Here is a 24,382-nt window from a genome sequence, read left to right as displayed (position 1 = left end):
CCGGTGGCCTCTGGCTTGAATCCCTCGCCATTGTCCTCAATAGTAGCCTGCCAATGCCGGAAACAACCCTAAAAGAAGGCTTTATGATCACGACATTGCAGCAGGCTCAGGCGAGCCGATACAGCACCAAGGTGTTTGAAGCGGGCGCCCAGGTGGACCCCGACAAGATCGACGCCCTGATCGACACCCTGTGTCTGGCCCCCACCTCCATCAACAGCCAGCCCTGGCACCTGTATGTCATCAGCAATGACGAGGAGAAAGCCCGCCTGGCCGAGGCTGCCTGGGACAACAACAAACCCAAGTTTGCCGACGGTTCCCACCTGTTCCTGTTCTGCGCCAAGACCGAGTTCGGCGAAGCCGAGGTGCGCGCCATCGAGCAGATGGTGGCCCAGGTGCGCGGTGGCGAGGTGGACGAAGCCCGCGTCGCCATGATGACCAACTACGTCAACGCCATGAGCCCGGCCGAGCGCCAGGAGTGGATGAAGCGCCAGGTCTACCTGGTGTTTGGCCAGTTTCTGCTCTCCTGTGCCCTGCTGGACCTGGACAGCTGCCCGGTAGAGGGGTTCCTGCCCGAGCAGATGGATCCTCTGCTGGACCTTCAAGCCAAGGGGCTGACCTCCGTGGTGGCCGGCGTCGTGGGTCAGCGCAGCGAGACCGACTTCAACACCCTGGACAAGGCCGCCAAGGTGCGTTTCGCCCGCCCGCAGATGGTTACTGAGATCCGCTGAGTCGCACAGACACAAAAAACGGCGCCCAAGGGCGCCGTTCTTGTTTGGGCGTTGAGCCCTACTCCCCCTGTCGGCTCTGGGCCCACTGGTAGAAAGCCGGTGACGTGAGAAAACGTTCCCCCTCTTCGGGGTAGATCTCAAACAGGACGTCCTTCTCCAGCGGCAAGTCGAAGTTGCGGGTCAGGGTGTCCAGGCTGGCCACCGCCCCCGAATGATCCTCCTGGCCCAGGGCCACCTGCAGACTCAGCCAGAAGGTGGGCAGGTAGTCCTGGCTGTCCGCCATGGCCCGATCGGCGTAGACGCGGGCCTGGCCCAGATCGCCCCGCTGCAGGGCGCGGATCCCCATCTCTGTCTGCAGCGCCGCGTCACTGCGCAAGGTGCTGGGCAAGCGTTGGAACACCGAGCGGCAATCGGCCCCGATGTCCGCCAGGCAGTAGTTGGTCTGCATCAGGCGGTAATCGTCACCGTACAACCGGTGCACCACCCCATCCGGCAGTTGTAAAAACCACTCATCCTCGTTGCCACTGAGGGCCCGCAGCATCAACTCCCGGGTCAGGGACTTGTTCTGCAGCTCCTGGGGCAGCGCCCGGTAGTGTTTGACGAACACCGACTTGGCCAGTCGGCCCTCGCCGTAGGGCTGCAGCTGGGCAAAGAAGGTCTTGAACGGCTGATCCTCCTCACCGTACTCCGCCATCAACTGGTGGTAGAGGTGGTCCATCAGCTCCACCTGGCTCATCTGGAACAGGTGGTTGCCCATGTCCTCGATGCGCGGCCCGGCCGGCCCTTCCCCGATGTCGAAATAGAAAAACTCCACGGCGAAGTTTTCATGCACCAGGCGGTACTCGGCGCGCCAGCCGGAGGCCCTGGGATCCACACTGCGCAGCTGCCACTGCCCCGCCCCGGCGTGCAACATCAACTCATCCACCCATTGCTCCACCAGTTCTCGCCAGGCGGGGTCGTCCTGCAGCTGCGGCTCCCACTGAGCCAGGGGATGGGGGGGCTGAAGCTGGGTCTTGAGGCCTTGGGCGTCGGAGGCGTTAAGGGTGGCGGAGAGCCTCAGGATGGCGTCATCGGGCTGGTTAAACCGGTACTCGATATTGGGCTGATTCCAGGAGGATTTGCTCGGCGCCACCGGCGCCTCGACACTGCTGCTGCAGCCCACCAACAAGAACACCCCAGGAAGCCAGCGCATAGGCAATCACCCCATTTGGACTTTCTATGAAGTTATGCGGCGATCGCGTCGCTGTCCAATTCGCCAATGGCAAAGGGAAATGGCTTGCCCGACGCAAAGGAGAGTGACAAGAACGGGATCCTGCAGGACAATATGTCGGTGTATCCCCTTTGTCGCTTAGCATTCGCTAGCCTTGGAGCGTTATGGCAACCATCGCCACCCAACCCGATCATTCCCTTTACTCCAACGCCTTTGGATTTCTCCGCCAGCCCCTGGACTTTCGCCCCGCCGAGTCCGATGCGGATCTGGTGATCACCGGCGTCCCCTTCGACCTTGCCACCACCGGCCGCGGCGGCGCCCGCCAGGGCCCGGAAGCGATGCGCAAGGCCTCGGTCAACCTGGCCTGGGAGGGGTGCCGCTGGCCCTGGGACTTTGCCCTGAACGACCGACTCAAGATGGTCGACTGCGGCGATCTGGTGTTTGACTGCGGCGACAGCGAACAGATGATGCAGCGTCTGACCGCCCACGCCGAGACCTTGCTGGATGCGGGTAAGACCCTGCTGACCTTCGGTGGCGATCACTTTATTACCCTGCCGCTGCTGCGGGCCCACGCCGCACGCTTTGGCAAGTTGGCGCTGATCCACTTCGACGCCCACACCGATACCTACCACGCCGGGGGCCGTTACGACCACGGCACTATGTTCTACCACGCTCCCAAGGAGGGGCTGGTGGATCCGGCGCACTCCATCCAGGTGGGGATCCGCACCGAGTACACCCGAGAGGGCCACGGCTACCAGGTGATCGAGGCGGATGAGGCCAACGACATGCCGGCCCAGGACATCGTCGAAACCATCCGCGAGCGGGTGGGCGACTTGCCGGTCTACCTGAGCTTTGACATCGACTGCCTGGACCCGGCTTTTGCCCCGGGCACCGGCACCCCGGTGTGCGGCGGCATCACCACCGACAAGGCGCTGAAGATCCTCCGCGGACTCAAGGGCCTCAACATCGTTGGCATGGACCTGGTGGAGGTCTCCCCCGCCTATGACCACGCCGACATCACCGCCCTGGCCGGCGCCAGCCTGGCCACCGAGATGCTGCATCTGCAGGCGCTGCGGTTAAAGCCCGAAGCCTGAGCCCAGACGCCAGACACAAAAAACGGAGCCGCTTGGCTCCGTTTTTCGTTTAAGGGGCGATCACTCGGCCGGCGCCTGCTTGGCGGCGGTCTCCTTGATCAGGCTTTGCAGCTCACCCTTTTGGAACATCTCCATGATGATGTCGCAGCCGCCGATCAGCTCGCCATCCACCCACAGCTGGGGGAAGGTGGGCCAGTTGGCGTAGGCCGGCAGCTCGGCACGGATGTCCGGGTTTTGCAGGATGTCGACGTAGGCAAACTGCTCGCCGCAGTTCATCAGCGCCTGGGCAGCCTGGGCGGAAAATCCACAGCTGGGCAGCTTGGGGGAGCCCTTCATATACAAAATGATAGGATTTTCAGCGATCTGACTTTTGATCTTCTCTACGGTATCCATGAATACGTCTGTCTCTGTGGTTAGGTACCTGGGGCCCATTCTATGCCAAGGGGGGGATGGACAAAACACCATTATTAATAAGGCTATATTTTTCGCCACCCACACAGGGGCACGGTGGGAAGTTGATGCGCCTCACGATTTCCTTCGCTAGAATGACCGCCAGCACATGGATAACACCCCTCTAATATCAATGGAGAAGAGCAATGGCGTTTGAACTTCCTGCCCTGCCGTACGCAAAAGACGCACTGGAGCCCCACATCTCTGCCGAGACCCTGGAGTTCCACCACGGTAAGCACCACGCGACTTACGTCACCAAGCTGAACGGCCTGGTTGAGGGCACCGAGATGGCCAACCAGTCCCTGGAGGAGATCGTCAAGACCTCCACCGGTGGCGTGTTCAACAACGCGGCCCAGATCTGGAACCACACCTTCTACTGGCACTGCCTGTCCCCCAACGGCGGTGGCGCGGCCTCTGGCGCCATTGCGGCGGCCATCGACGCGGCCTTCGGTTCCTTCGACGAGTTCAAGGCCAAGTTCACCGAGTCCGCCATCAACAACTTCGGCTCCTCCTGGACCTGGCTGGTGAAGAACGCCGATGGCAGCCTGGCCATCGTCAACACCAGCAACGCGGCCACCCCGCTGACCGACGAAGGCGTGACTCCGCTGCTGACCGTCGACCTGTGGGAGCACGCCTACTACATCGACTACCGCAACGCCCGCCCGAACTACATGGCGGCCTTCTGGAACCTGGTGAACTGGGAGTTCGTCAACCAGAACTTCGCCTGATAAGCATCGGCGATAACGCGATAAACAAGGGAGGCCAACGGGCCTCCCTTTTTGCTGCCCTGCCAAAATTTGCCGCTCATTTCCCTCGCCCCTGTCATCTTTGTGTCCCCGGCCCTGAAGTAATCTGTTTGCAACAGGTCGGCGTACAAGAGGGTCTACTAAGGGGATCCGACGGCAAAGTCCGGCGTCGGTAAATTAAGGAAAACCGGAGAAGAATTATCCGTTTTTGCTTTTGGCGTGAACAGGTTAGGGATAATCAGTCTACGCTTACGATGAGGTGACGGTTTTTTGGCGGCCACCGCAGGTGGTCTCAGCGCTTTTGGGGGGTGACACATGAGCATCTTTGAGCATTACCAGCATCGGTACGAACAAACGCGGGACGAGGAGTACAGTCTCCATGAGTTTTTGGAACTGTGTAAATCGGACCGCAGCGCCTACGCCAGCGCCGCAGAGCGACTGCTGATGGCCATCGGTGAACCGGAAATGGTGGACACCGCACTGGACCCGCGACTCTCCCGCATCTTCTCCAACCGCGTGGTGGCCCGCTACCCGGCGTTCGCCGAATTTTACGGCATGGAAGACGCCATCGAGCAGATCGTCGCCTACCTCAAGCACGCCGCCCAGGGGCTCGAAGAGTCCAAGCAGATCCTTTATCTGCTGGGGCCGGTGGGGGGCGGGAAATCCTCCCTGGCGGAGAAGCTCAAGAAGCTGATGACCCGGGTGCCCATCTACGTGCTGACCGCCAACGGCGTGCGCAGCCCGGTGAACGACCACCCCCTGTGCCTGTTCGATACCGACGAGGACGGCGAGATCCTGGAGAAGGAGTACGGGGTGCCCAAACGCTACCTGCGCTCCGTCACCTCCCCCTGGGCCGCCAAGCGCCTGCACGAGTTCGGTGGCGACATCAGCAAATTCCGCGTGGCCAAGGTCTACCCCTCGGTGCTCGACCAGATCGCCGTGGCCAAGACCGAGCCCGGGGATGAGAACAACCAGGACATCTCCTCCCTGGTGGGCAAGGTGGACATCCGTCAGCTGGAGCACTTCGCCCAGGACGACGCCGACGCCTACGCCTACTCCGGTGCCCTCTGTAAAGCCAACCAGGGGATCATGGAGTTTGTGGAGATGTTCAAAGCGCCCATCAAGGTGCTCCACCCGCTGCTGACCGCCACCCAGGAGGGCAACTACAACGGCACCGAAGGGCTCTCCGCCCTGCCCTTCTCCGGCATTATCTTGGCCCACTCCAACGAGTCCGAATGGCAGAGCTTTCGCAACAACAAGAACAACGAGGCCTTCCTGGACCGGGTCTACATCGTCAAGGTGCCCTACTGCCTGCGGGTCTCCGAGGAGCGGCGCATCTATGAAAAACTGCTGGCCAACTCCGAGTTGCTGGACGCCCAGTGCGCCCCCGGTACCCTGGGGATCCTGAGCCAGTTCAGCGTCCTCTCCCGCCTCAAAGACCCGGAGAACTCCTCGGTGTACTCCAAGATGCGGGTGTACGACGGCGAAACCCTGAAGGACACGGATCCCAAGGCCAAGTCCCACCAGGAGTACCGCGACTTTGCCGGGGTCGACGAGGGGATGAGCGGCCTCTCCACCCGCTTTGCGTTCAAGATCCTCTCCCGGGTGTTCAACTTCGACCACTCCGAGGTGGCGGCCAACCCGGTGCACCTGTTCTACGTGCTGGAGAAGCAGATCGAGCGGGAGCAGTTCCCTCAGGAGCTGCAGGACAAGTACCTGGAGCACCTCAAAGGCTACCTGATCCCCAAATACGTCGAGTTCATCGGCAAGGAGATCCAGACCGCCTATCTCGAGTCCTACAGCGAGTACGGCCAGAACATCTTTGACCGCTACGTCACCTACGCCGATTTCTGGATCCAGGACCAGGAGTACCGGGACCCGGAGACCGGCCAGCTGTTTGACCGCGCCGCGCTCAATGCCGAGCTTGAGAAGATCGAGAAGCCCGCCGGGATCAGCAATCCCAAGGACTTCCGCAACGAGATCGTCAACTTCGTGCTGCGGGCCCGGGCCAACAACAACGGCAAGAACCCCAACTGGACCAGTTACGAGAAGCTGCGCTCGGTGATTGAGAAGAAGATGTTCTCCAACACCGAGGATCTGTTGCCGGTGATCTCCTTCAACACCAAGACCTCGGCGGACGAGCAGAAGAAGCACGATGACTTCGTCGACCGCATGATGGAGAAGGGGTACACCCGCAAGCAGGTGCGCCTGTTGTCCGAGTGGTACCTGCGCGTTCGGAAGTCGAGCTGATGGGGGGACGCCAATGGCCCACTTTATCGACCGGCGTCTCAACGCCAAAGGAAAGAGCACCGTCAACCGCCAACGCTTTTTAAGGCGGTACAAGCAGCAGATCAAAAAAGCCGTCTCCGATGCGGTCACCAATCGCAGCGTGACCGACGTCGAGAGCGGCGAACAGATCAGCATTCCCAGCAAGAACATCACCGAGCCGGTGTTTCACCACGGGGCCGGGGGCAACCGGGAACGGGTGCACCCGGGCAACGACCAGTTCACCCGCGGCGATCGCATCGACCGGCCGCCGGGGAGCGGCGCCGGTGGCGCGGGTAAGGGGCAGGCCTCCAACTCCGGTGAGGGGGAGGACGATTTTGTCTTCTCCATCTCCAAGGACGAGTACCTGGACCTGCTGTTTGACGACCTGGCGCTGCCCAACCTGCAGCGCAACAGCCTCGACAAGCTGGTGGAGTTCAAAACCTTCCGCGCTGGCGTCACCACCGACGGGGTGCCCGCCAACATCCACATCGTCCGCTCCCTGCGCCAGTCCCTGGCCCGCCGTACGGCGCTGACCGCCGGCAAGAAGCAGAAGCTGGCCCAGCTGGAGGCTGAGCTGCAGGCCCTGTTGGACACCCCCGGCTCCAGCACCGAGCAGATCCAGGCCCTGGAGGCCGAGGTCGAGGCCCTGCGCAAGCGCATTCAGGCGGTGCCCTTTATCGACACCTTCGATCTGCGCTACAACGCCTTCGTTCAGCGGCCGGTGCCCACCTCCAAGGCGGTGATGTTCTGCCTGATGGACGTCTCCGGCTCCATGGATCAGGCCACCAAGGACATGGCCAAGCGTTTCTACATCCTGCTCTACCTGTTCCTGACTCGCACCTACAAGGCCCTGGACGTGGTGTTCATTCGCCACCACACCCAGGCCAAAGAGGTGGACGAGCACGAGTTCTTCTACAGCCAGGAGACCGGCGGCACCATCGTCTCCAGTGCCCTGAAGCTGATGCACGAGATCCAGGCGGAGCGCTACCCCTCCAACGAGTGGAACATTTACGCCGCCCAGGCCTCCGATGGCGACAACTGGGCCGACGACTCGCCCCACTGCAAAGAGCTGATGGAGCACAAGATCTTGCCGGTCTGCCGGTATTACACCTACATCGAAATCACAAACCGGGCCCACCAGACCCTGTGGCGCGAGTACGAGACCCTGGCCAAGGCCAACCCGCACTTCGCCCTGCAGCACATTCGGTCGGTGGAGGACATCTACCCGGTATTCCGCGAGCTGTTCAAGAAACAGGCCGCATAAGCATTCAGGGGAGGCTGTATGGTGGAACGACCGACATTGCCCGACGGGCCGGATTGGACTTTCGAACTGCTGGAGCGCTACCAGGGCGAGATCGCCCGGGTGGCGGAGCACTATCGGCTCGACACCTACCCCAACCAGATTGAAGTGATCACCGCCGAGCAGATGATGGACGCCTACGCCAGCGTGGGGATGCCCATCGGCTACGCCCACTGGTCCTTCGGCAAGAAATTCATCGAAACCGAGCAGCACTACAAACGGGGCCAGATGGGACTGGCCTACGAGATCGTCATCAACTCCAACCCCTGCATCGCCTACCTGATGGAGGAGAACACCATCACCATGCAGGCGCTGGTGATGGCCCACGCCAGTTTCGGCCACAACAGCTTCTTCAAGGGCAACTACCTGTTCCGCACCTGGACCGACGCCGACTCCATCATCGACTACCTGTTGTTTGCCAAGAAGTACATCGCCGAGTGCGAACAGGCCCACGGCATCGACGCGGTGGAGGAGATCCTCGACTCCTGTCACGCGCTGATGAACTACGGGGTGGACCGCTATAAGCGCCCCTCGGAGATCTCCCTCAAAGAGGAGAAGCAGCGTCAGAAGGAGCGGGAGGAGTACCTGCAGAGTCAGGTTAATGATCTCTGGCGCACCCTGCCCCGCCGGGAAGTGACGGACGAGGCACAAAAGGAGCACCGCTTCCCTCAAGAGCCCCAGGAGAACCTGCTCTACTTTATCGAGAAGAACGCACCGCTGCTGGAGTCCTGGCAGCGTGAGCTGGTGCGCATCGTGCGCAAGATTGCCCAGTACTTCTATCCCCAGAAACAAACCCAGGTGATGAACGAAGGTTGGGCCACCTTCTGGCACTACACCATACTCAATCACCTTTACGACGAGGGTCGGCTCAGCGACCGCTTTATGCTGGAGTTTCTCCACAACCACACCAACGTGGTGGCCCAGCCCCCCTACAACAGCCCCTACTACAGCGGCATCAACCCCTATGCCCTGGGCTTTGCCATGTTCCAGGACATCCGCCGCATCTGTGAAAACCCGGAGCCGGAAGACCGCGAGTGGTTCCCGGATCTGGCCGGCACCGACTGGCTGGACGCCCTGCATTTCGCCATGGCCAACTTCAAGGATGAGAGCTTTATCGCCCAGTACCTCTCCCCTCGCCTGATGCGGCAGTTTAAACTGTTCGGGGTGCGCGATGACGATCGCAAGAACTACCTGGAGGTGTCCGCCATCCACGACGAGGTGGGCTACCGGGATCTGCGCACCGCCCTGGCCCGGCAGTACAACCTCAGTAACCTGGAACCCAACATTCAGATCTGGGATGTGCGAGTGCGGGGGGATCGCTCATTGACCCTGCGCTACACGCCGCAGGACAGGGTGCCTCTGGCGGAGAGCCGGGAAGAGGTGATGAAGCACCTGCATCGACTCTGGGGCTTCGACGTGGTGCTGGAGCAGGAGCAGGAAAACGGCAGCGTGGAGCTTATCGCACGCTGCCCGGAGAAGAGTCGAGACTGATCAGATCTTGGTTTCGGCGATGTCCTTGGGCATGTCGCCGCGGATCTTCTGCCAAATCTTACCGGAACCCACCCCGTAGCGGCGCACCAGGGGCATCACCGCCTCGTGGTCCCGCGAGGCGGCCAGCTTACCCAGCTCCTCGTAGTACTGACGGGCCAGATCCCGGCCTTCCTGGCTGGTGAAGTAGTAGCGCCCGACTCGACTGTACAGCCCCTTGAAGCCGTTGAGGATCAGCGAGTAGATGGGGTTGCCGGAGGCGAAGGCCACCGAGTGGTTGAAACGGTAATCGAAATCCGCAAAGGCCCCGCCATCTTCCACCAGTGCCGCGGCCTCTTCCACCAGCTCCAGCACCTTGTCAGGGCAGTGACGCACCGCAGAACGCAGGTAGATGCTGCTGATGTTGGTGCGAGCGGCCAACAGCTGATCCATCAGCTCAGGGACGCCGTCCTGGTCCAGACGCGCGATGGTTTCCAGGATGTTGAGCCCGGAGGTTTCCCAGAAGTTGTTCACTCGGGTGGGCTTACCGTGCTGAATGCTCAGCCAGCCATCACGGGCCAAACGCTGCAGCACTTCACGCAGGGTGGTTCGGGTGACCCCGATCAGTTCAGACAGCTCGCGCTCCGCAGGAAGGATCGAGCCAGGTGGAAACTTGTTATTCCAGATGGACTTGACGATGTACTCTTCGGCAAAGCCTGCCGGGCTTTGAGCTTTGATAATCATTGGATCGGCAGCCTATTCAGTCATGTTATCGCTTTTTTGTTGTCAGCTGATCATACCAGAGGGGGGTGAAATAGGAAGCAAAAGGGGGCTCAAGTGCAGCGAAAGTGCACACAACTGGGTGCTTTAAAAATCATCACTTGATTCAAATTCGGGGTTGCACAGCCGTAATCGATGTTCCGGAGAAGTGACTTTGTGACTGCACTCGCATTAAAATTGCCCGCTGAAATCATAACATCGACGTTTCGAACGATAATACCAGCCCCTGAGGGAAGTCATGGCGGTCTCACTACAACAGGCGTTTTTCCAGAATTTCTTGGGTTCAGCCCCGAAATGGTACAAAGCGTCCATTCTTTTCTTTTTATTGATTAACCCCCTGGTGTTCATGCTCGATCCCTTCATTGCCGGCTGGCTGCTGGTGATCGAGTTCATCTTCACCCTGGCCATGGCCCTCAAGTGCTACCCCCTGCAACCCGGCGGTCTTTTGGCCATCGAGGCGGTGGCCCTGGGCATGACCTCGCCAAGTCAGGTGCTGCATGAGATTGAAGCCAACCTCGAGGTGATCCTGCTGCTGATCTTCATGGTGGCGGGGATCTACTTTATGAAGCAGCTGCTGCTGTTCATCTTCACCAAACTCATCACCCGGATCCGCTCCAAGGTGGTGTTGTCGATGGCCTTCTGCCTGGCCTCCGCCTTCCTCTCCGCCTTCCTCGACGCCCTGACGGTGATCGCCGTGGTGATCAGCGTGGCCACCGGCTTCTACGCCATCTACCACAAGGTGGCCTCGGGCAAGAATTTCCAGCAAAGCCACGACCACAGCGACGATGAGAGCATCACCCTGTCCAAGGATGAGCTGGAGCAGTTCCGTGCCTTCCTGCGCAACCTGATGATGCACGCCGGTGTGGGTACCGCCTTGGGTGGCGTGTGCACCATGGTGGGTGAGCCCCAGAACCTCATCATCGCCGCCCAGGCCGGTTGGGGCTTCGGGGAGTTCTTCCTGCGCATGGCGCCGGTGAGTTTGCCGGTGCTGGTGGCGGGCCTGCTCACCTGCGCGGTGGTGGAGAAGATGGGCTGGTTCAGCTACGGCGCCCCCCTGCCGGGTCCGGTACGCCAGATTCTGGTGGACTTCGACAAGCACGAGGACGCCAACCGCACCAATAAGGAGAAGATGCAGCTTATCGTCCAGGCCCTGGTGGGGCTGTGGCTCATCGCCGGTTTGGCGCTGCACCTGGCGGCTGTAGGCCTGATTGGCCTGTCGGTCATCATCCTCTGTACCGCCTTTAACGGCGTCATCGACGAGCACAGCCTGGGCAAGGCGTTTGAAGAGGCCCTGCCCTTTACCGCCCTGCTCGCGGTGTTCTTCTCCATCGTCGGTGTGATCATCGATCAGAAGCTGTTCTACCCGGTGATCCACTGGGTACTGCAGTTCGAGGGCAACACCCAGTCGGTGATGTTCTACCTGGCCAACGGCGCCCTCTCCATGGTCTCCGACAACGTGTTTGTCGGCACCGTGTACATCAATGAGGTGAAAGCCGCGCTGCTCAAAGGTGAGATCACCCGCGACCAGTTCGACATGCTGGCGGTGGCGATCAACACCGGCACCAACCTGCCCTCGGTGGCCACCCCCAATGGTCAGGCGGCCTTCCTGTTCCTGCTGACCTCCGCCCTGGCCCCGCTGATCCGCCTCTCCTACGGCCGCATGGTGATCCTGGCCCTGCCCTACACCATCGTCCTGACCCTGGTGGGTCTGGCGATGATCCAGTTCGGTGTCTTGAGTGAGGCCACTGAGGCGATGTATAACCTCCACTGGATCAGTCACCACGGTGTGACCGATGGCGTCAGCGTCGGCCACTGAGCCGCACCCAACGAAACGGCGCCGAAAGGCGCCGTTTTTCTAAGGATTGGATATGTTTGCAACTCTTGGGGCCCTGCCCCGCCAGCGCGCCCCCTGGGCCCTCCTGTTTCTCTCCGCCGTGGCCCTGATGGTGGCCGCCCTGGTGTTCCAGTACGCCATGGACCTGGGCCCCTGCGTCATGTGCATCTACATTCGTGTGGCGGTGTGCGCCATCGCCTTGGGGGCCCTGGTGGCCCTGCTGGCGCCGCAGAATCCGGTGTGTCAGGGGATCGGCTGGCTGGGCTGGTTGGTCGGTGCCGGTTGGGGGGCGAAGATCGCCTGGCAACTGGTCCAGAAACAATCCACCCCGCCGGAAGGCTTTGGGCTCTTTGGCGCCAGCTGCGACTTCATCCCCGACTTTCCAAGCTGGCTGCCCCTGCACCACTGGCTGCCGTCGCTGTTTGAGCCCACCGGCGATTGCACCGACAAGGCCTGGGAGTTTCTCGGCGTAACCATGGCCCAGTGGACCCTGGTGGCCTTTGTTCTTTACCTGGTGGTCGGATTGCTGGTTGGGGCCGCGGCCCTGCGCACCGCCAAGCGCTGAGCGCCGTCGCTACAACCGGTGGTCGTGCTGTTCGCGCAGAAACTCCTCCACCAAGGCGGCGCCATCCCCCTCCAGGGTGATCTGGGCATTGAGGCCCAACAAGGCACCGCTGATCACCTCCATGGTGGTCAGGCCGATGTTACCCGGCAAGCGGATGATAAAGCGGCGATCCCCCTCCAGGTAACGGCGAAACAGGTGGCCACCGACCACCTGGGCCATGCCGCCGTTTTGACTGGCGGCGCTGACGGTCAGGATGCAGTTGCCCGCCTCGTCGTGATGGTAGGTCTGGGTGCGTGCCATGCAGTTCCCTCCGATGTGACTGACTCCCTGACCATGTCACAGAGTTATGGGCGCTGACAAGTGCCGCAATATCCATCAAAAAAGGCGCCCTGAGGGCGCCTTTTTCAGTCGATGTCGTCCGCGGGCCAGTGGACGATGCAGCCCACCAGGATGTGGCTCTCGGTGCCCACATCCCGCTCATCCAGCACCTTGTTGCGCACCGACATTTTGGCGGCGTGCATCGCCGAGCTGCTGCCGGTCAGCAGGGGATGCCAGCTGGGCAGGTCACGCCCTTCGTGCAGGCGTCGATAGGCGCAGCTTGGCGGCAGCCAGTTGAGCTCGCCGACGTTTTCCGGGGTGATCTTGTAGCAGTCGGGGACGTAGTCAAAACGGCGCTCGTACTGCTTGCAGCGGCAGCTTTTGTGGTTGAGCAGCTGGCAGGCCACGTTGGTGAAGTACACCTCGTCGGTGTCGTCGTCGATCAGCTTGTTCAGACAGCACTTGCCGCAACCGTCGCAGAGGGATTCCCACTCTTTGTCGGTCATCTCGCTTAGGGGTTTGCGCCAAAACGGCGTCTGATCGGTCATGGCTCCTCCGAAAACAACAGCGCCCCCAGGTTCGGGGGCGCGCATTATAGCGAAAAAGCTTACTCGATGGCAGGGAACTTGATGCGATCCGACAGGTAGCCCACCGCCACCGCGAAGTAGTGGCTGCGGTTCCAGCGCATCAGGGCATCGTAGTTGGCGTAAGCCAGATAAACCCGGCCATCGGCGTCATCGGGGAACACCAACGAGGCCTCGATATCCGCCCGGTTGGGCAGGTTGCCGCCGTCGTACTTGCGCACTCCCAGCGCCTGCCACTCGGCCAGGCTCTTTTTCACCTCAAGGCCCTGCAACTCCTCGGCCACCGGCTCGGTCACCCGCACCTGACGCGCCCAGGTTTGATCGTACTGCCAGCCGACGTTTTTCAGGTAGTTGGCCGCCGAGGCGAACACATCCGGCAGGGTGTGCCAGATGTCCTTGCGCCCATCGCCGTCGTAATCCACGGCGTAGCTCAAAAAGGAGGTGGGCATAAACTGGGTCTGCCCCATGGCCCCGGCCCAGGAGCCGCGCATCTTGTCGGCGGTGATGTGGCCGTCGTCGATGATCTTAAGCGCCGCAAACACCTGCTCTTTGAAGAACGCCTCCCGGCGCCCCTCGTAGGCCAAGGACGCGGTGGTGCCCACCACCGGGTAGTTGCCGGTGTAGCCACCGAAGTTGGTTTCAATCCCCCACAGGGCGACGATAAAGCGGGGCTGAACGCCGTAGGCCTCGCCGATCTCTTCCAGCAGTTCGCGGTGCTCCTTGTAGAGCTTGCGGGCCTGGGCCACCTTCCACTCGGGAACCGCCTGAGGCAGGTAGGTATCGAGGGTCTTTTTGAATTCCGGCTGGTTGCGGTCAGCCGAGATGGCTCGTTTGAACAGCTTGATGTCCGCAAAGGCACTGTCGAGAGTGCTTTGCTTGATGCCCTGTTCTGCGGCTTCCGCCTTCAGGGTCTCCACGTAGTCTTTAAAGCCGGCGGCATCCACGGCCGCCGCGCCGGCACTGAGGCTCATCAGTGCACCGGCCAATGTCCGTTTCCACATCTTCACAGCGCCTCCGTTGTTATGATTCGTCATCCAGACCCAGTTCGCGACGGTGCGTTTTCAGCAGATCCTCCGTCGGCGGCGGCAACTGCAGGTAGAACCCCTTCTCCGTCAGCTCCGCTTTCACTTTCTCCAGGTCGGATTGGCCCAGCTGTTTGACCTTGGTCATCGGCAACAGCATGACAAAAATCGGCGTGCCAAACACCTCCATCAAGGGGGCGGGGACTTTTGAGAAGTCGTCACGCTTGGGCAGGAACAGGTAAGTGTCCGCCTTCCGACTGCTCTTATAAACGGCACAAATCATCATAATTTTAAGCAATTAACTCTGTTCATTATTGCGAAAACCGCGCTGGTCACTATACCATGCGGCCCCGATAAAAGAATGCGCCGCTGGCCAAGCTTTCGCCAGTCCGCCCAGCAGTTTGAGGCGAGCATGCACTCCCCCTTCGTCGAATTCAAAGGTGGCAGCTTCACCCTGTCCACCCTGCGCCTTGGCGGCCACTCCCTGGCCCAGCTGGAACAGTCGCTGTCCTGTCACATCGAGCGCGCCCCCACCCTGTTTCGCCGCATGCCGGTGATCCTGGATGCCGAGGCTCTAGGCCCCGAGCTGGCCCTCAGTGACGTCCTGGACCTGTTGCGTCGCCACGACCTGATGCCTATGGCCATCACCCGCGCCCAGGCCCACCACAGGGCGGCCCTGGAAAGCCTGCCCCTGCCCTGCCTGGAGCACAAAGGGGCCCCCCTCAATCGCCGTTTGCCCCCCCTGGTGATCGACCGGCCGGTGCGCTCCGGTCAGCAGGTGTACGCCAAGGAGCGGGACCTTTTGGTGCTGGGCCAGGTCAGCGAAGGGGCCGAGCTGGCCGCCGACGGCAACATCCAGCTGTTCGGTGCCATGCGGGGCCGGGCCTTTGCCGGGGCCAGTGGTGAAACCAGTGCCTGCCTCATCTGCCACCAGTTCCAGCCGGAGCTGGTGGCCCTGGCGGGCCACTACCAGATGTTGGACCCCGACCATGGCCACTGGGGCCAGGCGGTGCTGGTCCAGTTGCAGGGGGACGCATTGGCGTTTACTCCCCTGCCCCGTTCATAGGAGCACTCATGTCCCGAGTAATAGTCGTCACCTCCGGCAAAGGGGGGGTGGGCAAAACCACCTCCTCCGCCGCCATCGGCATGGGGCTGGCCCAGGCCGGCCACCCCACGGTGATCATCGATTTCGACATCGGCCTGCGCAACCTGGACCTGGTGATGGGGTGCGAACGGCGGGTGGTGTATGACTTCGTCAACGTCATCAACGGCGAAGCCAACCTCAACCAGGCGCTGATCAAGGACAAACGCTGCGACAACCTCTATGTGCTGCCCGCTTCCCAGACCCGGGACAAAGACGCCCTGAGCCGGGAAGGGGTGGCCGAAGTGCTGGCCCAGCTCAAAACCCGCTTCGACTTCATCCTCTGCGACAGCCCCGCCGGCATCGAGCACGGTGCCATGATGGCCCTCTATTTTGCCGATGAGGCGATCGTCGCCACCAACCCGGAGATCTCCTCGGTGCGCGACTCCGACCGGATCCTGGGGATGCTGCAAAGCCGCTCCCGGCGGGCCGAACAGGCGCTGGAGCCGGTCAAGGAGCATCTGCTGCTGTGCCGCTACAACCCCGGCCGAGTGGACAGCGGGGAGATGCTGAGCCTGAAGGATGTCGAGGAGATCCTGGCCATCCCCCTGCTCGGGGTGATCCCGGAATCCCCCGCGGTGCTCAAGGCTTCCAACGCCGGCACCCCGGTGATCCTGGATACCGAGTCCGACGCCGGCCAGGCGTACCAGGACACCGTAGCCCGGCTGTTGGGGGAGGCGCGCCCCCTGCGCTTTACCCAGGCCCCCAAGGGCTGGCTCAAACGACTCTTTGGAGGTTGAGATGGGACTGCTGGATTACTTTCGCAAAGGAGCGGAGCCGGACTCCGCCGACACCGCCCGGGAGCGGCTTAAGGTGATCGTCGCCCACCAGCGGCATCAGCGAAACGGTCCGGAATACCTGCCGGAGCTGCAGCGGGAGCTGATGGCGGTGCTGGCCAAGTACGTGCCCACCGAGGAGATCGCCATCCGCCTGGACCACGACGACGAGCTGGCGGTGCTGGAACTCAACGTGCCCCTCCCCCCCAGATAAGAAAAAAGCCCGCGGATGCGGGCTTTATTTTGTGGTGTGTTGTGCTCAGGCGGCCTGCTCTTCGCGCAGGGCCCGACGCAGGATCTTGCCGACGTTGGTCTTGGGCAGCTCGTCGCGGAACTCGATAAGCTTGGGCACCTTGTAGCCGGTCAGGTGCTCACGACAGTGGGCCATCAGGGCATTCTCGGACAGCCGGGGGTCCTTGCGCACCACGAAGATCTTCACCACCTCACCGGAGACCTCGTTGGGCACCCCCACGGCGGCCACCTCCTCCACCTTATCGTGCATCGCCACCACATCCTCGATCTCATTGGGGAAGACGTTGAAACCGGATACCAGGATCATGTCCTTTTTGCGGTCCACGATGGTGAAGTAGCCCCGCTCGTTGCACACCGCGATGTCTCCGGTGGAGAGCCACCCCTCCTTGAGCACCTCGGCACTGGCTTCGGGACGCTGCCAGTAGCCCTTCATCACCTGCGGGCCCTTCACTTGCAGCTCGCCCCGCTCCCCCAGGGGCACCACCTCACCGGCCTCGTCCACCAGGCGCATCGCCGTGGAGGGCACCGGCAGGCCGATGGTGCCGTCGTAGCCGCTGGCGGTATAGGGCGCCACGCTGGCCACCGGAGCGCACTCGGTCAGCCCGTAGCCCTCCAGCAACCGGGTGCCGGTCACTGCCTGCCAACGCTCCGCCACAGCGCGCTGTACTGCCATGCCGCCCCCCAGGCTGACCTTAAGGCCGGAGAAATCAATCTCGTCGAACCCCTCGGTGTTGAGCAGGCCGTTGAACAGGGTGTTCACTCCGGTGATGGCGGTAAAGGGCATGCTCTTTAAGGTTTTGACAAACAGCGGCATGTCCCGTGGGTTGGTGATCAGCAAGTTGGTGCCGCCCAGTTTCATGAACAGCAGACAGTTCGCCGTCAGGGCGAAGATGTGATAGAGCGGCAGTGCAGTAACCACCGTCTCCTCCCCCTCGCTCAGCAGCGGCCCGATAAAGGCCCCCACCTGCTCCAGGTTGGCCACCAGGTTGCGGTGGGTCAGCATGGCGCCCTTGGCCACGCCGGTGGTGCCGCCGGTGTACTGGAGAAACGCCAGATCGCCCGGCTTCACATTGGGGCGCACGTACTGCAGGTGGCGCCCCTTGGCCAGGGCGCTGCGCAGGGAGCGAGCGTGGGGCAGATGGTACTTGGGCACCATCTTCTTGATGTGTTTGACCACGAAGTTGACCAGGGTGCGTTTGGGCAGGGAGAGCTGGTCTCCCAGGCTGGTCAGGATCACGTGTTTGACCGGGGTGTCCGCCACTACCTGCTCCAGGGTGTGGGCGAAATTGGAGACGATGACGATGGCCTGGGCGCCGGAGTCATTGAGCTGGTGCTTCAGCTCCCGGGCGGTGTAGAGGGGATTGACGTTCACCACCACCATGCCGGCGCGCAGGGCCCCGAACAGGGCCACCGGGTACTGCAGCAGGTTGGGCATCATCAGCGCCACCCGATCCCCCTGCTTGAGACCCAGGTCCTGTTGCAGGTAGGCGGCGAAGGCACGGCTGAGCTCATCGAGGCGACGGTAGGTCAGGGAGGCGCCCATATTGACGAAGGCGGCGCGGTCACCAAACTTGGCCACGCTCTCCTCGAGCAGCGACACCAGCGAGGTAAATTGCTCGGGGTTGATCTGCGCCGGCACGTCCTTGGGGTAGCTGCCCAGCCATAACTCTTCCATCTAAGCCTCCTTGCACCGCGACGTGGTCGCCGCGTTTCTTATTGGTCTCGTTTAAACAATCGTTTAATTGAATTGCACCACAATATGTCATGATTCACATCCCGTTTCCAGCACCCCCAGAGTAAGCAGTTTCACTTTGGGGCATTTTGGTGCAGCCCTGCCCCGCAAGCGGGCATAAGAAAACCCGGCCTAAGCCGGGTTTTTTCAAACAAGGATGCAGACTTACTCCGCCGATTCGCGCGCAGCCTCTGCGTCCTTATCGGCCGGCGCCTCGGCCACCGGTGCGTTGTCCTGAGTACGCACATCGGCCACACGGAATGGCGAGATCTCCTGCGCCAGCGTGCGCTCGGCCAATACCCGAGCCCCATAGGTGGACAGGTGGTTGCTGTCCTCGTAGAGGGGCAACGCCTCCTCCATGCCGTCACAGCGTCCGTCGTGACACAGCACTTCGGCCGGATCGTAGAAGCGGATCTGCGGGTAACGGGCCTTCAGATCCGCAAACAGGGCGTTGATGATCGACTGGTTCTCGGCGTGCTTGCCGCCCGCTTGCTCCACGGTACAACGCTCAGGATCGCCGTGACGGTAGAAGCAGGTGGAGACGTTGCGACCATCATTGGGCACGGTGCGCAGGATGATGGGTTCGGCGCCGCCGGCCAGGATGGTCTCGATGGTGTCGTTCAACAGCGTGGTGATGTGGCCGATGCGATCCTCGTCGGGGAAGATCACCCGGTCGGTGCGCAGCAGGTTGGTCCAAAGATTGGCCAGGTAGACCCGCTCGAACTGACCCGCCTTGATGGCGTCCAGGTACTCGGCGGACAGGGTCTGGCAGTCGCGCTTGATGCGGCCGTTTTTCCACATCACCAGCCCCTCAAGCTGCATGCAGCCCACGTGGTGACCGGAGAGGAAGCTCACCCCCTGCGCCTTGCCGATGGTGTCGAAAAAGCCGCGGAAGTGACGGGCATGGGAGTCTCCCAACACCAGACCCGCCATCGGCTGGTCGGTGTCCCCCAGCAGGCAGGGGTTGTTGTCCACCGGGTACTCGTTGGCGTCACAATCCGGCAGGTTCAGCGCATCGTCGTAGGCCTGCAACTGGTGGTAGGCGGCGGTGGCCTCCGGCCCCAAACGCTCCGGGTAACCGTCGCTGCGCCGCACCTGGGTGTTAAGCAGCAGCGCCAGCACCAAAGGCACCAGGAACAACGCGGTGGCCACCACAGCCCCGCGCATCGGTTTGCGGCGGGCCGGCTGCTCCACGAAGCGGTAGGTCAACCAGGCCAGCGCGATGGAGAGCAGCGTCAGGGCCGCCATCATCAGCGGAGTATCGGCCTCGATGTAGCGGGCCAGGGCAAACAGCGGCCAGTGCCAGAGGTAGAGCGAGTAGGAGATGGCGCCGAAAAACACCAGAGCCGGATGGCTCAACAGCCGGGTGACCGGGCTTTTGGGGGCCGCGGCACCGCTGACCAGCAGCACGGCGGTGGCCAGACAGACCCACAGGGCCGCCCAACCGGGGAAGACGGTCTGGCTGGAGTAGACCACGGCAGCGACCAGCACCAAAGCCAGCGCCGGCAGGGCCAGCACCGACAGGCGCTCAATCGCCTTGGGGAAGCGGGGCCAGGCCAGGGCCAGGGTGGCGCCGATCAGCAGCTCGAAAAAGCGCGCCTGGCTTAAAAAGTAGGCCTCTTCGGCCTGGGTGTTCAGGGTGTAGAGCGACAGGCCAAAACCGAGCACGGTCAGGCCGGACACCACCGCCAGGGCCGCGCCCTGCCCCGCCCAGCGCAGCAGGACCCACAACAGGGCTGGGAACAGCAGGTAGAACTGCCACTCGATGGAGAGGGACCAGGTGTGGGTCATGGGCCGGACGATGGCGTTGCCGGCAAAGTAGTCGGAGGCCACCTCGGCAAAGTGGTAATTGGAGGTGAAATGCAGCGCCTCGCGCAGGCTGCGGGTGTAGGCGGTAAAGTCCGCCGGCAGCAGGACCAGCGCCGAGAGCAGCGTGGTGATCACCGCCACCAGCAAAAAGGCGGGGAACAGGCGTTTGGCACGACGGGCGTAGAAGTCGGAGAAGGCGAAATCGCCCCGCGGCACCTGAGTGGCGATGATGGAGGTGATCAGAAAGCCGGAGAGTACGAAGAACACGTCGACGCCGATAAAGCCCCCGGAGGGGATCCCATCCAGGTTGGCGTGGTAGAACAGCACCAGCAGCACGGCCAAACCGCGCAGGCCGTCGATGTCAGTACGGTAACTCAAATTGGATTGCATTGGGCCCCCACCATCAAAGGGTCAGGCCCCGCCGGCCCACCAAGGGGGCGAATGATGCCAAGGGTTGTCGAGCGCTCAAAGCCTTGAGGGCAAAACAAAGGCCAGGCGCAACGCCTGACCCACACATCATTTACACCTAGATCACATCTAGGGCAGCAATTTTACATCCGCAAGCGTTTGGACACAGAGGTCCCCTCGCCAGCCCTGCACCAGATCCGGCTCCGGGCCGAAGCGTTCGCGCCAGACCCATTCGACGTACTGCTGCACCAGCTTCTTGGAGCCCAGCAGTTCCAGGGCCACTTGCTCACGCTCCGCCAACCCCTGCACCACCTTGCGGGCCAGGGCGAGGGACTCGCGAAACTCCGGGTCCTGACCCAGGGGATCGATCGCCTCCGGCGGGTTGTCCACATCGGCCAGGGCGATGGCGCGCAAAATCGCCTTGCCGTGGCGCTGGATCTCCCGCTCGTGCAGCCCCTCCATCTTGACCAGGTAGGCCATGGAGCGCGGCGCCCGGCGGGCCAGGTTCAGCAATGCCGCGTCCTTGAGGACGAAGCTCAACGCCAGATCCCGCTGCTGCGCCACCCCCAGTCGCCAGGCGGCCAGGGACTTGAGCACCGCCAGTTGACGGGGTTTGAGCTGCCAGGCGTTTTTCACCTTGAGGTAGGCCTTTTCGGGATCGTCCGGCTTCAGGCGGCCGCGACAGGCGCGCTCCCCCTCCTGCCACAGCCAATCCAGCCGGCCCATCTGTTCGATGGCCGGGCGCATCAGACGATACACCTTCAGCAGGTAGTAGACGTCGGCGGCGGCGTAGCTGAGCTGCTTGTCGCTCAACGGACGCTTAAGCCAGTCGGTGCGGGCCTCGCCCTTGTCCAGCTCGATCTCCAGGTAGTGCTGGATAAGCTTGCCATAGCCCATGGCGCCGCCGAGGTTCAGCAGCACGCCAGCCACCTGAGTGTCGAACAGCGGGGTGGGGATCACCCCGCCGCGATGGGCGAAGATCTCCAGATCTTCGCTAGCGCTGTGCAGCACCTTGACCACCGCCGGATCGGCGATGAGCTGCCACAGGGGGCCGAGATCGCGAATGGGCAGCGGATCCACCAGGGCCAGGGTCTCGCCGTCGTAGATCTGAATGAGGCCCAGTTGGGCGTTCAGGGTGCGGGTTCGGACAAACTCGGTGTCCAGGGCCACCGCGTCTTTCTGACGACACTGGCGGCACAGGGCCGCCAGGTCTTCGTCGTTGTCGATCCACTGCCACTGGGGCATGGGTTGCATCAACTGGACTCCTTCACCTCGTCGCGCAGTTCGCGACGCAAAATCTTGCCCACGTTGGTCTTGGGCAGCTCCTCACGGAACTCCACCAACTTGGGCACCTTGTAGCCGGTCAGGTGCTTGCGGCAGTGGGCGATGAGATCCTGCTCGGTCAGCCCCTTCTCCTTGGCCACCACAAAGACCTTCACCAGCTCACCGGACACCTCGTGGGGCACACCCACGGCCGCCACTTCCAGCACCTTGGGGTGCAGGGCCACCACATCCTCCACCTCGTTGGGGAAGACGTTGAAACCGGAAACCAGGATCATATCCTTCTTACGGTCGACAATGAAGAAGTTCCCCTGCTCGTCCATGCGGCCGATGTCGCCGGTCAGCAGCCACTCGCCGTCCATGGTCTTGGCGGTCTCTTCGGGACGCTGCCAGTAGCCCTTCATCACCTGGGGCCCGCGCACCTGCAGCTCACCCACCTCGCCCTGGGGCAACACCTGGCCCGCTTCGTCCACCACCCGGATCTCGGTGGAGGGCAGCGGCAGGCCGATGGCCCCGCTGTACTCGGTCTGGTCGTAGCAGCCGGCGGCCACCACCGGGGAGCACTCGGTCAGGCCGTAGCCCTCAATCAGCGGCACGCCGGTGGCGGCTTTCCACTGCTCGGCCACCGCACGCTGCACCGCCATACCGCCACCGATGGTCAGCTTGAACTGGCTGAAGTCGATGTTGGCGAACTCCGGGTGATTGACCATGGCGTTGAACAGGGTGTTGACCCCGGTCAGCGCGGTAAAGGGGTACTTTTTCAGGTCCCCCAGGAAAGCGTCGAAGTCCCGCGGGTTGGTGATCAACAGGTTCTGCCCGCCCTTTTTGATGAACAGCAGCAGGTTTACCGTGTTGGCGAACACGTGGTAGAGCGGCAGCGGCGTCACCACCATCTCCTTGCCGTCGTCCAGCAGCGGGCCGTAGTAGGCGTCGCACTGCAGCATGTTGGCCACCACGGAGCGGTGGGTCAGCATCGCGCCCTTGGCCACCCCGGTAGTGCCACCGGTGTACTGCAAAAACGCCACATCGTCGCCCACCACCTTGGGTTTGACGTACTGCTGGAAGCGGCCTTTGGCCAGCACCCGACGCATGGAGACCGCGCCCGGCAAGTGGTACTTGGGCACCATCTTCTTGACGTACTTCACCACGAAGTTGACCAGGGTGCGCTTGGGCGCGGAGAGCTGATCGCCGATCTTGGTCAGGATCACGTGCTCCACCGGGGTCTGGTTGACCACCTGCTGCAAACTGGAGCCGAAGTTGGTGACGGCGATGATCGCCTTGGCACCGGAGTCGGTCAACTGATGCTTGAGCTCCCGCGGGGTGTAGAGGGGGTTGACGTTCACCGCCACCAGGCCGGCGCGCAAAACGCCGAACAAAGCGATGGGGTATTGCAGCAGGTTGGGCATCATGATCGCCACCCGCTCACCCTGGGCCAGTTTCAACTCGTTCTGCAGATAGGCGGCAAAGGCGCGGCTCTGCTCCTCCAGGCGACGGTAGGTCAGCACCGCCCCCATGTTGATGAAGGCCACCTGATCCGGGTAGCGGTGGCAGCTCTCCTCGAACAGATCGAGCAGGCTGGCGTACTGATCCGGGTTGATCTCGGCCGGTACGCCGGCGGGGTAGCTGTTGAGCCAGGGTTTTTCCACGCTGTTCTCCTTAGTGGAACAGTACTGCTTGGGGGTACTGCACGGGGGCACCTTTGCCCCTAAAAAGTCTGAAAGGGGTCAGGAAACCGTCGGTTTCCCACCCAGATAAGTCACTAGAGTCTGGACCAACTCCGGCACCGACTCCATATGACAGTGATGCCCGCCGGGAATGTCCACCCGACGCACATCGTAAAACCAGTCCTGGCGCTGCTCCCAGGCCGTTTTGAGCTGGGGGTAGCCCTGCTCGCCCAGCACCACCAGAGAATCGCGGCGGTAGCCGGACAGGTAGTCCCGGGCCTGGCCCTCGGTGATCATCCAGGCTGAGCGTTCGCGAAGCCGCGAGTCCGAGCGCCAATACCAGCGCCGACCACGAAACTCCAGGTTGCGGGACAGCAGCATCCGCGCCAGACGCTCATCGAAATCGCCGCTGCGGGCCCGGGCCGCCGCCAAGGGGGCCAGCTTGTCGTAGCCCTGGCGCACACCCTGGCGTTTAAGGCGGCTCATAAAACCGCGCCTTAAGCGCTCGGCGTCCTTGCCCGGCTCACTGATAAGTGGCCCCACCGCTTCGATGGCCACCAGTTGGTGGACATGCTCCGGGTAGAGGCCGGCGTAGAGCTGGGCCAGTATGCCGCCCATGGAGTGCCCCAGCAGGCAATGGATGGGCTGCCCCAGGGACAGCACCACCCGGTGCAGATCGTACAGGTACTCCAGGAAGAGATAGTGGTTACCCTCCGCTCGGTGGCCTGAGTGGCCGTGTCCGGCCCAGTCCAGTGCCAGCACCTGGTAACCGGCTTCGGCCAGCTCGGGCCCCAGTAGGGCAAAGCTTTCGCTGTTGTCCAGCCAGCCGTGCAGGGCCAGGATCAGGGGGGCGTCTGGATCCCCCCAGCGCTGGGCGGCCAGGATGATCTCTTCCAGTTCCAGTGTCACCGCATCGGCGGCGGGCAAGGTTGCCATAGCTCTCCTACGCTGTC

The 24,382-nt window shown here is 62.3% G+C and carries 23 protein-coding genes; 11 read left to right on the top strand and 12 right to left on the bottom strand.

Annotation, left to right across the window (positions count from 1 at the left end):
- Positions 1-83 precede the first annotated feature (83 nt).
- Positions 84-728 (top strand): nitroreductase family protein, encoded by a 645-nt coding sequence (locus tag KUV81_RS04755; RefSeq protein ID WP_222542695.1) that lies wholly within the window; start codon positions 84-86, stop codon positions 726-728.
- A gap of 58 nt (positions 729-786) precedes the next feature.
- Here the strand turns inward: KUV81_RS04755 and KUV81_RS04750 are convergent, their stop codons facing one another.
- Complete coding sequence (locus KUV81_RS04750; protein ID WP_222542694.1) at positions 787-1,920, bottom strand: hypothetical protein; 1,134 nt, start codon at positions 1,918-1,920, stop codon at positions 787-789.
- Positions 1,921-2,102: 182 nt separating this feature from the next.
- Between KUV81_RS04750 and speB the strand changes: the two genes are divergently transcribed.
- On the top strand, positions 2,103-3,032 hold the full coding sequence (speB, locus tag KUV81_RS04745; protein ID WP_222542693.1) for an agmatinase: 930 nt from the start codon (positions 2,103-2,105) through the stop codon (positions 3,030-3,032).
- A gap of 60 nt (positions 3,033-3,092) precedes the next feature.
- Here the strand turns inward: speB and KUV81_RS04740 are convergent, their stop codons facing one another.
- Positions 3,093-3,425, bottom strand: coding sequence for a Grx4 family monothiol glutaredoxin (locus KUV81_RS04740; protein WP_222542692.1), 333 nt, complete (start codon positions 3,423-3,425; stop codon positions 3,093-3,095).
- A 203-nt stretch (positions 3,426-3,628) separates the two neighbouring features.
- On the opposite strand from KUV81_RS04740, the gene KUV81_RS04735 reads away from it, so the two are divergent.
- The 4 genes from KUV81_RS04735 to KUV81_RS04720 all read left to right on the top strand — a co-directional run bounded on the left by KUV81_RS04735 (position 3,629) and on the right by KUV81_RS04720 (position 9,287).
- A complete protein-coding gene (locus tag KUV81_RS04735; RefSeq protein WP_222542691.1) occupies positions 3,629-4,210 on the top strand; it encodes a Fe-Mn family superoxide dismutase in 582 nt (193 codons plus the stop codon).
- 333 nt (positions 4,211-4,543) lie between these two features.
- A complete protein-coding gene (locus tag KUV81_RS04730) occupies positions 4,544-6,478 on the top strand; it encodes a PrkA family serine protein kinase (protein ID WP_222542690.1) in 1,935 nt (644 codons plus the stop codon).
- Positions 6,479-6,491: 13 nt separating this feature from the next.
- Complete coding sequence (locus tag KUV81_RS04725) at positions 6,492-7,760, top strand: YeaH/YhbH family protein (RefSeq protein WP_222542689.1); 1,269 nt, start codon at positions 6,492-6,494, stop codon at positions 7,758-7,760.
- A gap of 18 nt (positions 7,761-7,778) precedes the next feature.
- Positions 7,779-9,287, top strand: coding sequence for a SpoVR family protein (locus KUV81_RS04720; protein WP_222542688.1), 1,509 nt, complete (start codon positions 7,779-7,781; stop codon positions 9,285-9,287).
- On the opposite strand, the gene fadR is transcribed toward KUV81_RS04720, so the two are convergent.
- Positions 9,288-10,007, bottom strand: a complete 720-nt coding sequence (gene fadR / locus KUV81_RS04715) for a fatty acid metabolism transcriptional regulator FadR (RefSeq protein ID WP_222542687.1) — start codon at positions 10,005-10,007, stop codon at positions 9,288-9,290.
- Between the two features lie 274 nt (positions 10,008-10,281).
- Here fadR and nhaB point away from each other — a divergent pair, with 274 nt between their 5' ends.
- Both nhaB and dsbB read left to right on the top strand, forming a co-directional pair.
- A complete protein-coding gene (gene nhaB, locus KUV81_RS04710) occupies positions 10,282-11,859 on the top strand; it encodes a sodium/proton antiporter NhaB (RefSeq protein ID WP_222542686.1) in 1,578 nt (525 codons plus the stop codon).
- Positions 11,860-11,911: 52 nt separating this feature from the next.
- Positions 11,912-12,442 (top strand): disulfide bond formation protein DsbB, encoded by a 531-nt coding sequence (gene dsbB / locus KUV81_RS04705; protein WP_222542685.1) that lies wholly within the window; start codon positions 11,912-11,914, stop codon positions 12,440-12,442.
- Positions 12,443-12,451: 9 nt separating this feature from the next.
- Here dsbB and KUV81_RS04700 read toward each other — a convergent pair whose 3' ends face one another.
- From KUV81_RS04700 to KUV81_RS04685, 4 genes are all read right to left on the bottom strand, one after another.
- Complete coding sequence (locus tag KUV81_RS04700) at positions 12,452-12,742, bottom strand: hypothetical protein (protein WP_222542684.1); 291 nt, start codon at positions 12,740-12,742, stop codon at positions 12,452-12,454.
- A gap of 104 nt (positions 12,743-12,846) precedes the next feature.
- Positions 12,847-13,308 carry a YcgN family cysteine cluster protein gene (locus tag KUV81_RS04695; RefSeq protein WP_222542683.1) on the bottom strand — a complete coding sequence of 154 codons (462 nt, stop codon included), beginning with the start codon at positions 13,306-13,308 and terminating at the stop codon, positions 12,847-12,849.
- A gap of 59 nt (positions 13,309-13,367) precedes the next feature.
- On the bottom strand, positions 13,368-14,345 hold the full coding sequence (locus KUV81_RS04690; RefSeq protein ID WP_222542682.1) for a lytic transglycosylase domain-containing protein: 978 nt from the start codon (positions 14,343-14,345) through the stop codon (positions 13,368-13,370).
- 19 nt (positions 14,346-14,364) lie between these two features.
- A complete protein-coding gene (locus KUV81_RS04685; protein ID WP_222543348.1) occupies positions 14,365-14,649 on the bottom strand; it encodes a YcgL domain-containing protein in 285 nt (94 codons plus the stop codon).
- A gap of 78 nt (positions 14,650-14,727) precedes the next feature.
- Between KUV81_RS04685 and minC the strand changes: the two genes are divergently transcribed.
- The 3 genes from minC to minE are packed head-to-tail and all read left to right on the top strand — an operon-like array spanning position 14,728 to position 16,497.
- Positions 14,728-15,432: a septum site-determining protein MinC gene (minC, locus tag KUV81_RS04680; RefSeq protein WP_222542681.1), complete on the top strand. Its 705-nt coding sequence runs from the start codon at positions 14,728-14,730 to the stop codon at positions 15,430-15,432.
- 8 nt (positions 15,433-15,440) lie between these two features.
- The gene (gene minD, locus KUV81_RS04675) at positions 15,441-16,247 is read left to right on the top strand and encodes a septum site-determining protein MinD (RefSeq protein ID WP_222542680.1); all 807 of its coding nucleotides are present in this window, start codon (positions 15,441-15,443) and stop codon (positions 16,245-16,247) included.
- Position 16,248: 1 nt separating this feature from the next.
- A complete protein-coding gene (gene minE, locus KUV81_RS04670) occupies positions 16,249-16,497 on the top strand; it encodes a cell division topological specificity factor MinE (protein ID WP_222542679.1) in 249 nt (82 codons plus the stop codon).
- Between the two features lie 45 nt (positions 16,498-16,542).
- Here minE and fadD (KUV81_RS04665) read toward each other — a convergent pair whose 3' ends face one another.
- The 5 genes from fadD (KUV81_RS04665) to KUV81_RS04645 all read right to left on the bottom strand — a co-directional run bounded on the left by fadD (KUV81_RS04665) (position 16,543) and on the right by KUV81_RS04645 (position 24,365).
- Entirely contained in the window at positions 16,543-18,210 is a 1,668-nt protein-coding gene (gene fadD / locus KUV81_RS04665) for a long-chain-fatty-acid--CoA ligase FadD (RefSeq protein WP_222542678.1), read from the bottom strand.
- A gap of 222 nt (positions 18,211-18,432) precedes the next feature.
- Positions 18,433-20,466, bottom strand: coding sequence for an acyltransferase family protein (locus KUV81_RS04660; protein WP_222542677.1), 2,034 nt, complete (start codon positions 20,464-20,466; stop codon positions 18,433-18,435).
- A 147-nt stretch (positions 20,467-20,613) separates the two neighbouring features.
- Complete coding sequence (gene rnd, locus KUV81_RS04655) at positions 20,614-21,738, bottom strand: ribonuclease D (protein ID WP_261389192.1); 1,125 nt, start codon at positions 21,736-21,738, stop codon at positions 20,614-20,616.
- Positions 21,738-23,411, bottom strand: a complete 1,674-nt coding sequence (gene fadD / locus KUV81_RS04650) for a long-chain-fatty-acid--CoA ligase FadD (protein ID WP_222542676.1) — start codon at positions 23,409-23,411, stop codon at positions 21,738-21,740. Before fadD (KUV81_RS04650) ends, rnd begins: the two co-directional genes overlap by 1 nt.
- A gap of 78 nt (positions 23,412-23,489) precedes the next feature.
- Complete coding sequence (locus KUV81_RS04645) at positions 23,490-24,365, bottom strand: alpha/beta hydrolase (protein WP_222542675.1); 876 nt, start codon at positions 24,363-24,365, stop codon at positions 23,490-23,492.
- Positions 24,366-24,382: the final 17 nt, after the last annotated feature.

This window comes from Ferrimonas balearica (assembly GCF_019802085.1).
Taxonomy (GTDB): domain Bacteria; phylum Pseudomonadota; class Gammaproteobacteria; order Enterobacterales; family Shewanellaceae; genus Ferrimonas; species Ferrimonas balearica_B.
This window is presented reverse-complemented; position numbering and strand designations above follow the sequence as displayed.

Excerpts from the sequence above, each read along its gene's own strand:
- KUV81_RS04755 (WP_222542695.1), top strand. The coding sequence starts at position 84 with ATGATCACGACATTGCAGCAGGCTCAGGCGAGCCGATACAGCACCAAG.
- KUV81_RS04750 (WP_222542694.1), bottom strand. The coding sequence starts at position 1,920 with ATGCGCTGGCTTCCTGGGGTGTTCTTGTTGGTGGGCTGCAGCAGCAGT.
- speB (WP_222542693.1), top strand. The coding sequence starts at position 2,103 with ATGGCAACCATCGCCACCCAACCCGATCATTCCCTTTACTCCAACGCC.
- KUV81_RS04740 (WP_222542692.1), bottom strand. The coding sequence starts at position 3,425 with ATGGATACCGTAGAGAAGATCAAAAGTCAGATCGCTGAAAATCCTATC.
- KUV81_RS04735 (WP_222542691.1), top strand. The coding sequence starts at position 3,629 with ATGGCGTTTGAACTTCCTGCCCTGCCGTACGCAAAAGACGCACTGGAG.
- KUV81_RS04730 (WP_222542690.1), top strand. The coding sequence starts at position 4,544 with ATGAGCATCTTTGAGCATTACCAGCATCGGTACGAACAAACGCGGGAC.
- KUV81_RS04725 (WP_222542689.1), top strand. The coding sequence starts at position 6,492 with ATGGCCCACTTTATCGACCGGCGTCTCAACGCCAAAGGAAAGAGCACC.
- KUV81_RS04720 (WP_222542688.1), top strand. The coding sequence starts at position 7,779 with ATGGTGGAACGACCGACATTGCCCGACGGGCCGGATTGGACTTTCGAA.
- fadR (WP_222542687.1), bottom strand. The coding sequence starts at position 10,007 with ATGATTATCAAAGCTCAAAGCCCGGCAGGCTTTGCCGAAGAGTACATC.
- nhaB (WP_222542686.1), top strand. The coding sequence starts at position 10,282 with ATGGCGGTCTCACTACAACAGGCGTTTTTCCAGAATTTCTTGGGTTCA.
- dsbB (WP_222542685.1), top strand. The coding sequence starts at position 11,912 with ATGTTTGCAACTCTTGGGGCCCTGCCCCGCCAGCGCGCCCCCTGGGCC.
- KUV81_RS04700 (WP_222542684.1), bottom strand. The coding sequence starts at position 12,742 with ATGGCACGCACCCAGACCTACCATCACGACGAGGCGGGCAACTGCATC.
- KUV81_RS04695 (WP_222542683.1), bottom strand. The coding sequence starts at position 13,308 with ATGACCGATCAGACGCCGTTTTGGCGCAAACCCCTAAGCGAGATGACC.
- KUV81_RS04690 (WP_222542682.1), bottom strand. The coding sequence starts at position 14,345 with ATGTGGAAACGGACATTGGCCGGTGCACTGATGAGCCTCAGTGCCGGC.
- KUV81_RS04685 (WP_222543348.1), bottom strand. The coding sequence starts at position 14,649 with ATGATTTGTGCCGTTTATAAGAGCAGTCGGAAGGCGGACACTTACCTG.
- minC (WP_222542681.1), top strand. The coding sequence starts at position 14,728 with ATGCGCCGCTGGCCAAGCTTTCGCCAGTCCGCCCAGCAGTTTGAGGCG.
- minD (WP_222542680.1), top strand. The coding sequence starts at position 15,441 with ATGTCCCGAGTAATAGTCGTCACCTCCGGCAAAGGGGGGGTGGGCAAA.
- minE (WP_222542679.1), top strand. The coding sequence starts at position 16,249 with ATGGGACTGCTGGATTACTTTCGCAAAGGAGCGGAGCCGGACTCCGCC.
- fadD (WP_222542678.1), bottom strand. The coding sequence starts at position 18,210 with ATGGAAGAGTTATGGCTGGGCAGCTACCCCAAGGACGTGCCGGCGCAG.
- KUV81_RS04660 (WP_222542677.1), bottom strand. The coding sequence starts at position 20,466 with ATGCAATCCAATTTGAGTTACCGTACTGACATCGACGGCCTGCGCGGT.
- rnd (WP_261389192.1), bottom strand. The coding sequence starts at position 21,738 with ATGCAACCCATGCCCCAGTGGCAGTGGATCGACAACGACGAAGACCTG.
- KUV81_RS04645 (WP_222542675.1), bottom strand. The coding sequence starts at position 24,365 with ATGGCAACCTTGCCCGCCGCCGATGCGGTGACACTGGAACTGGAAGAG.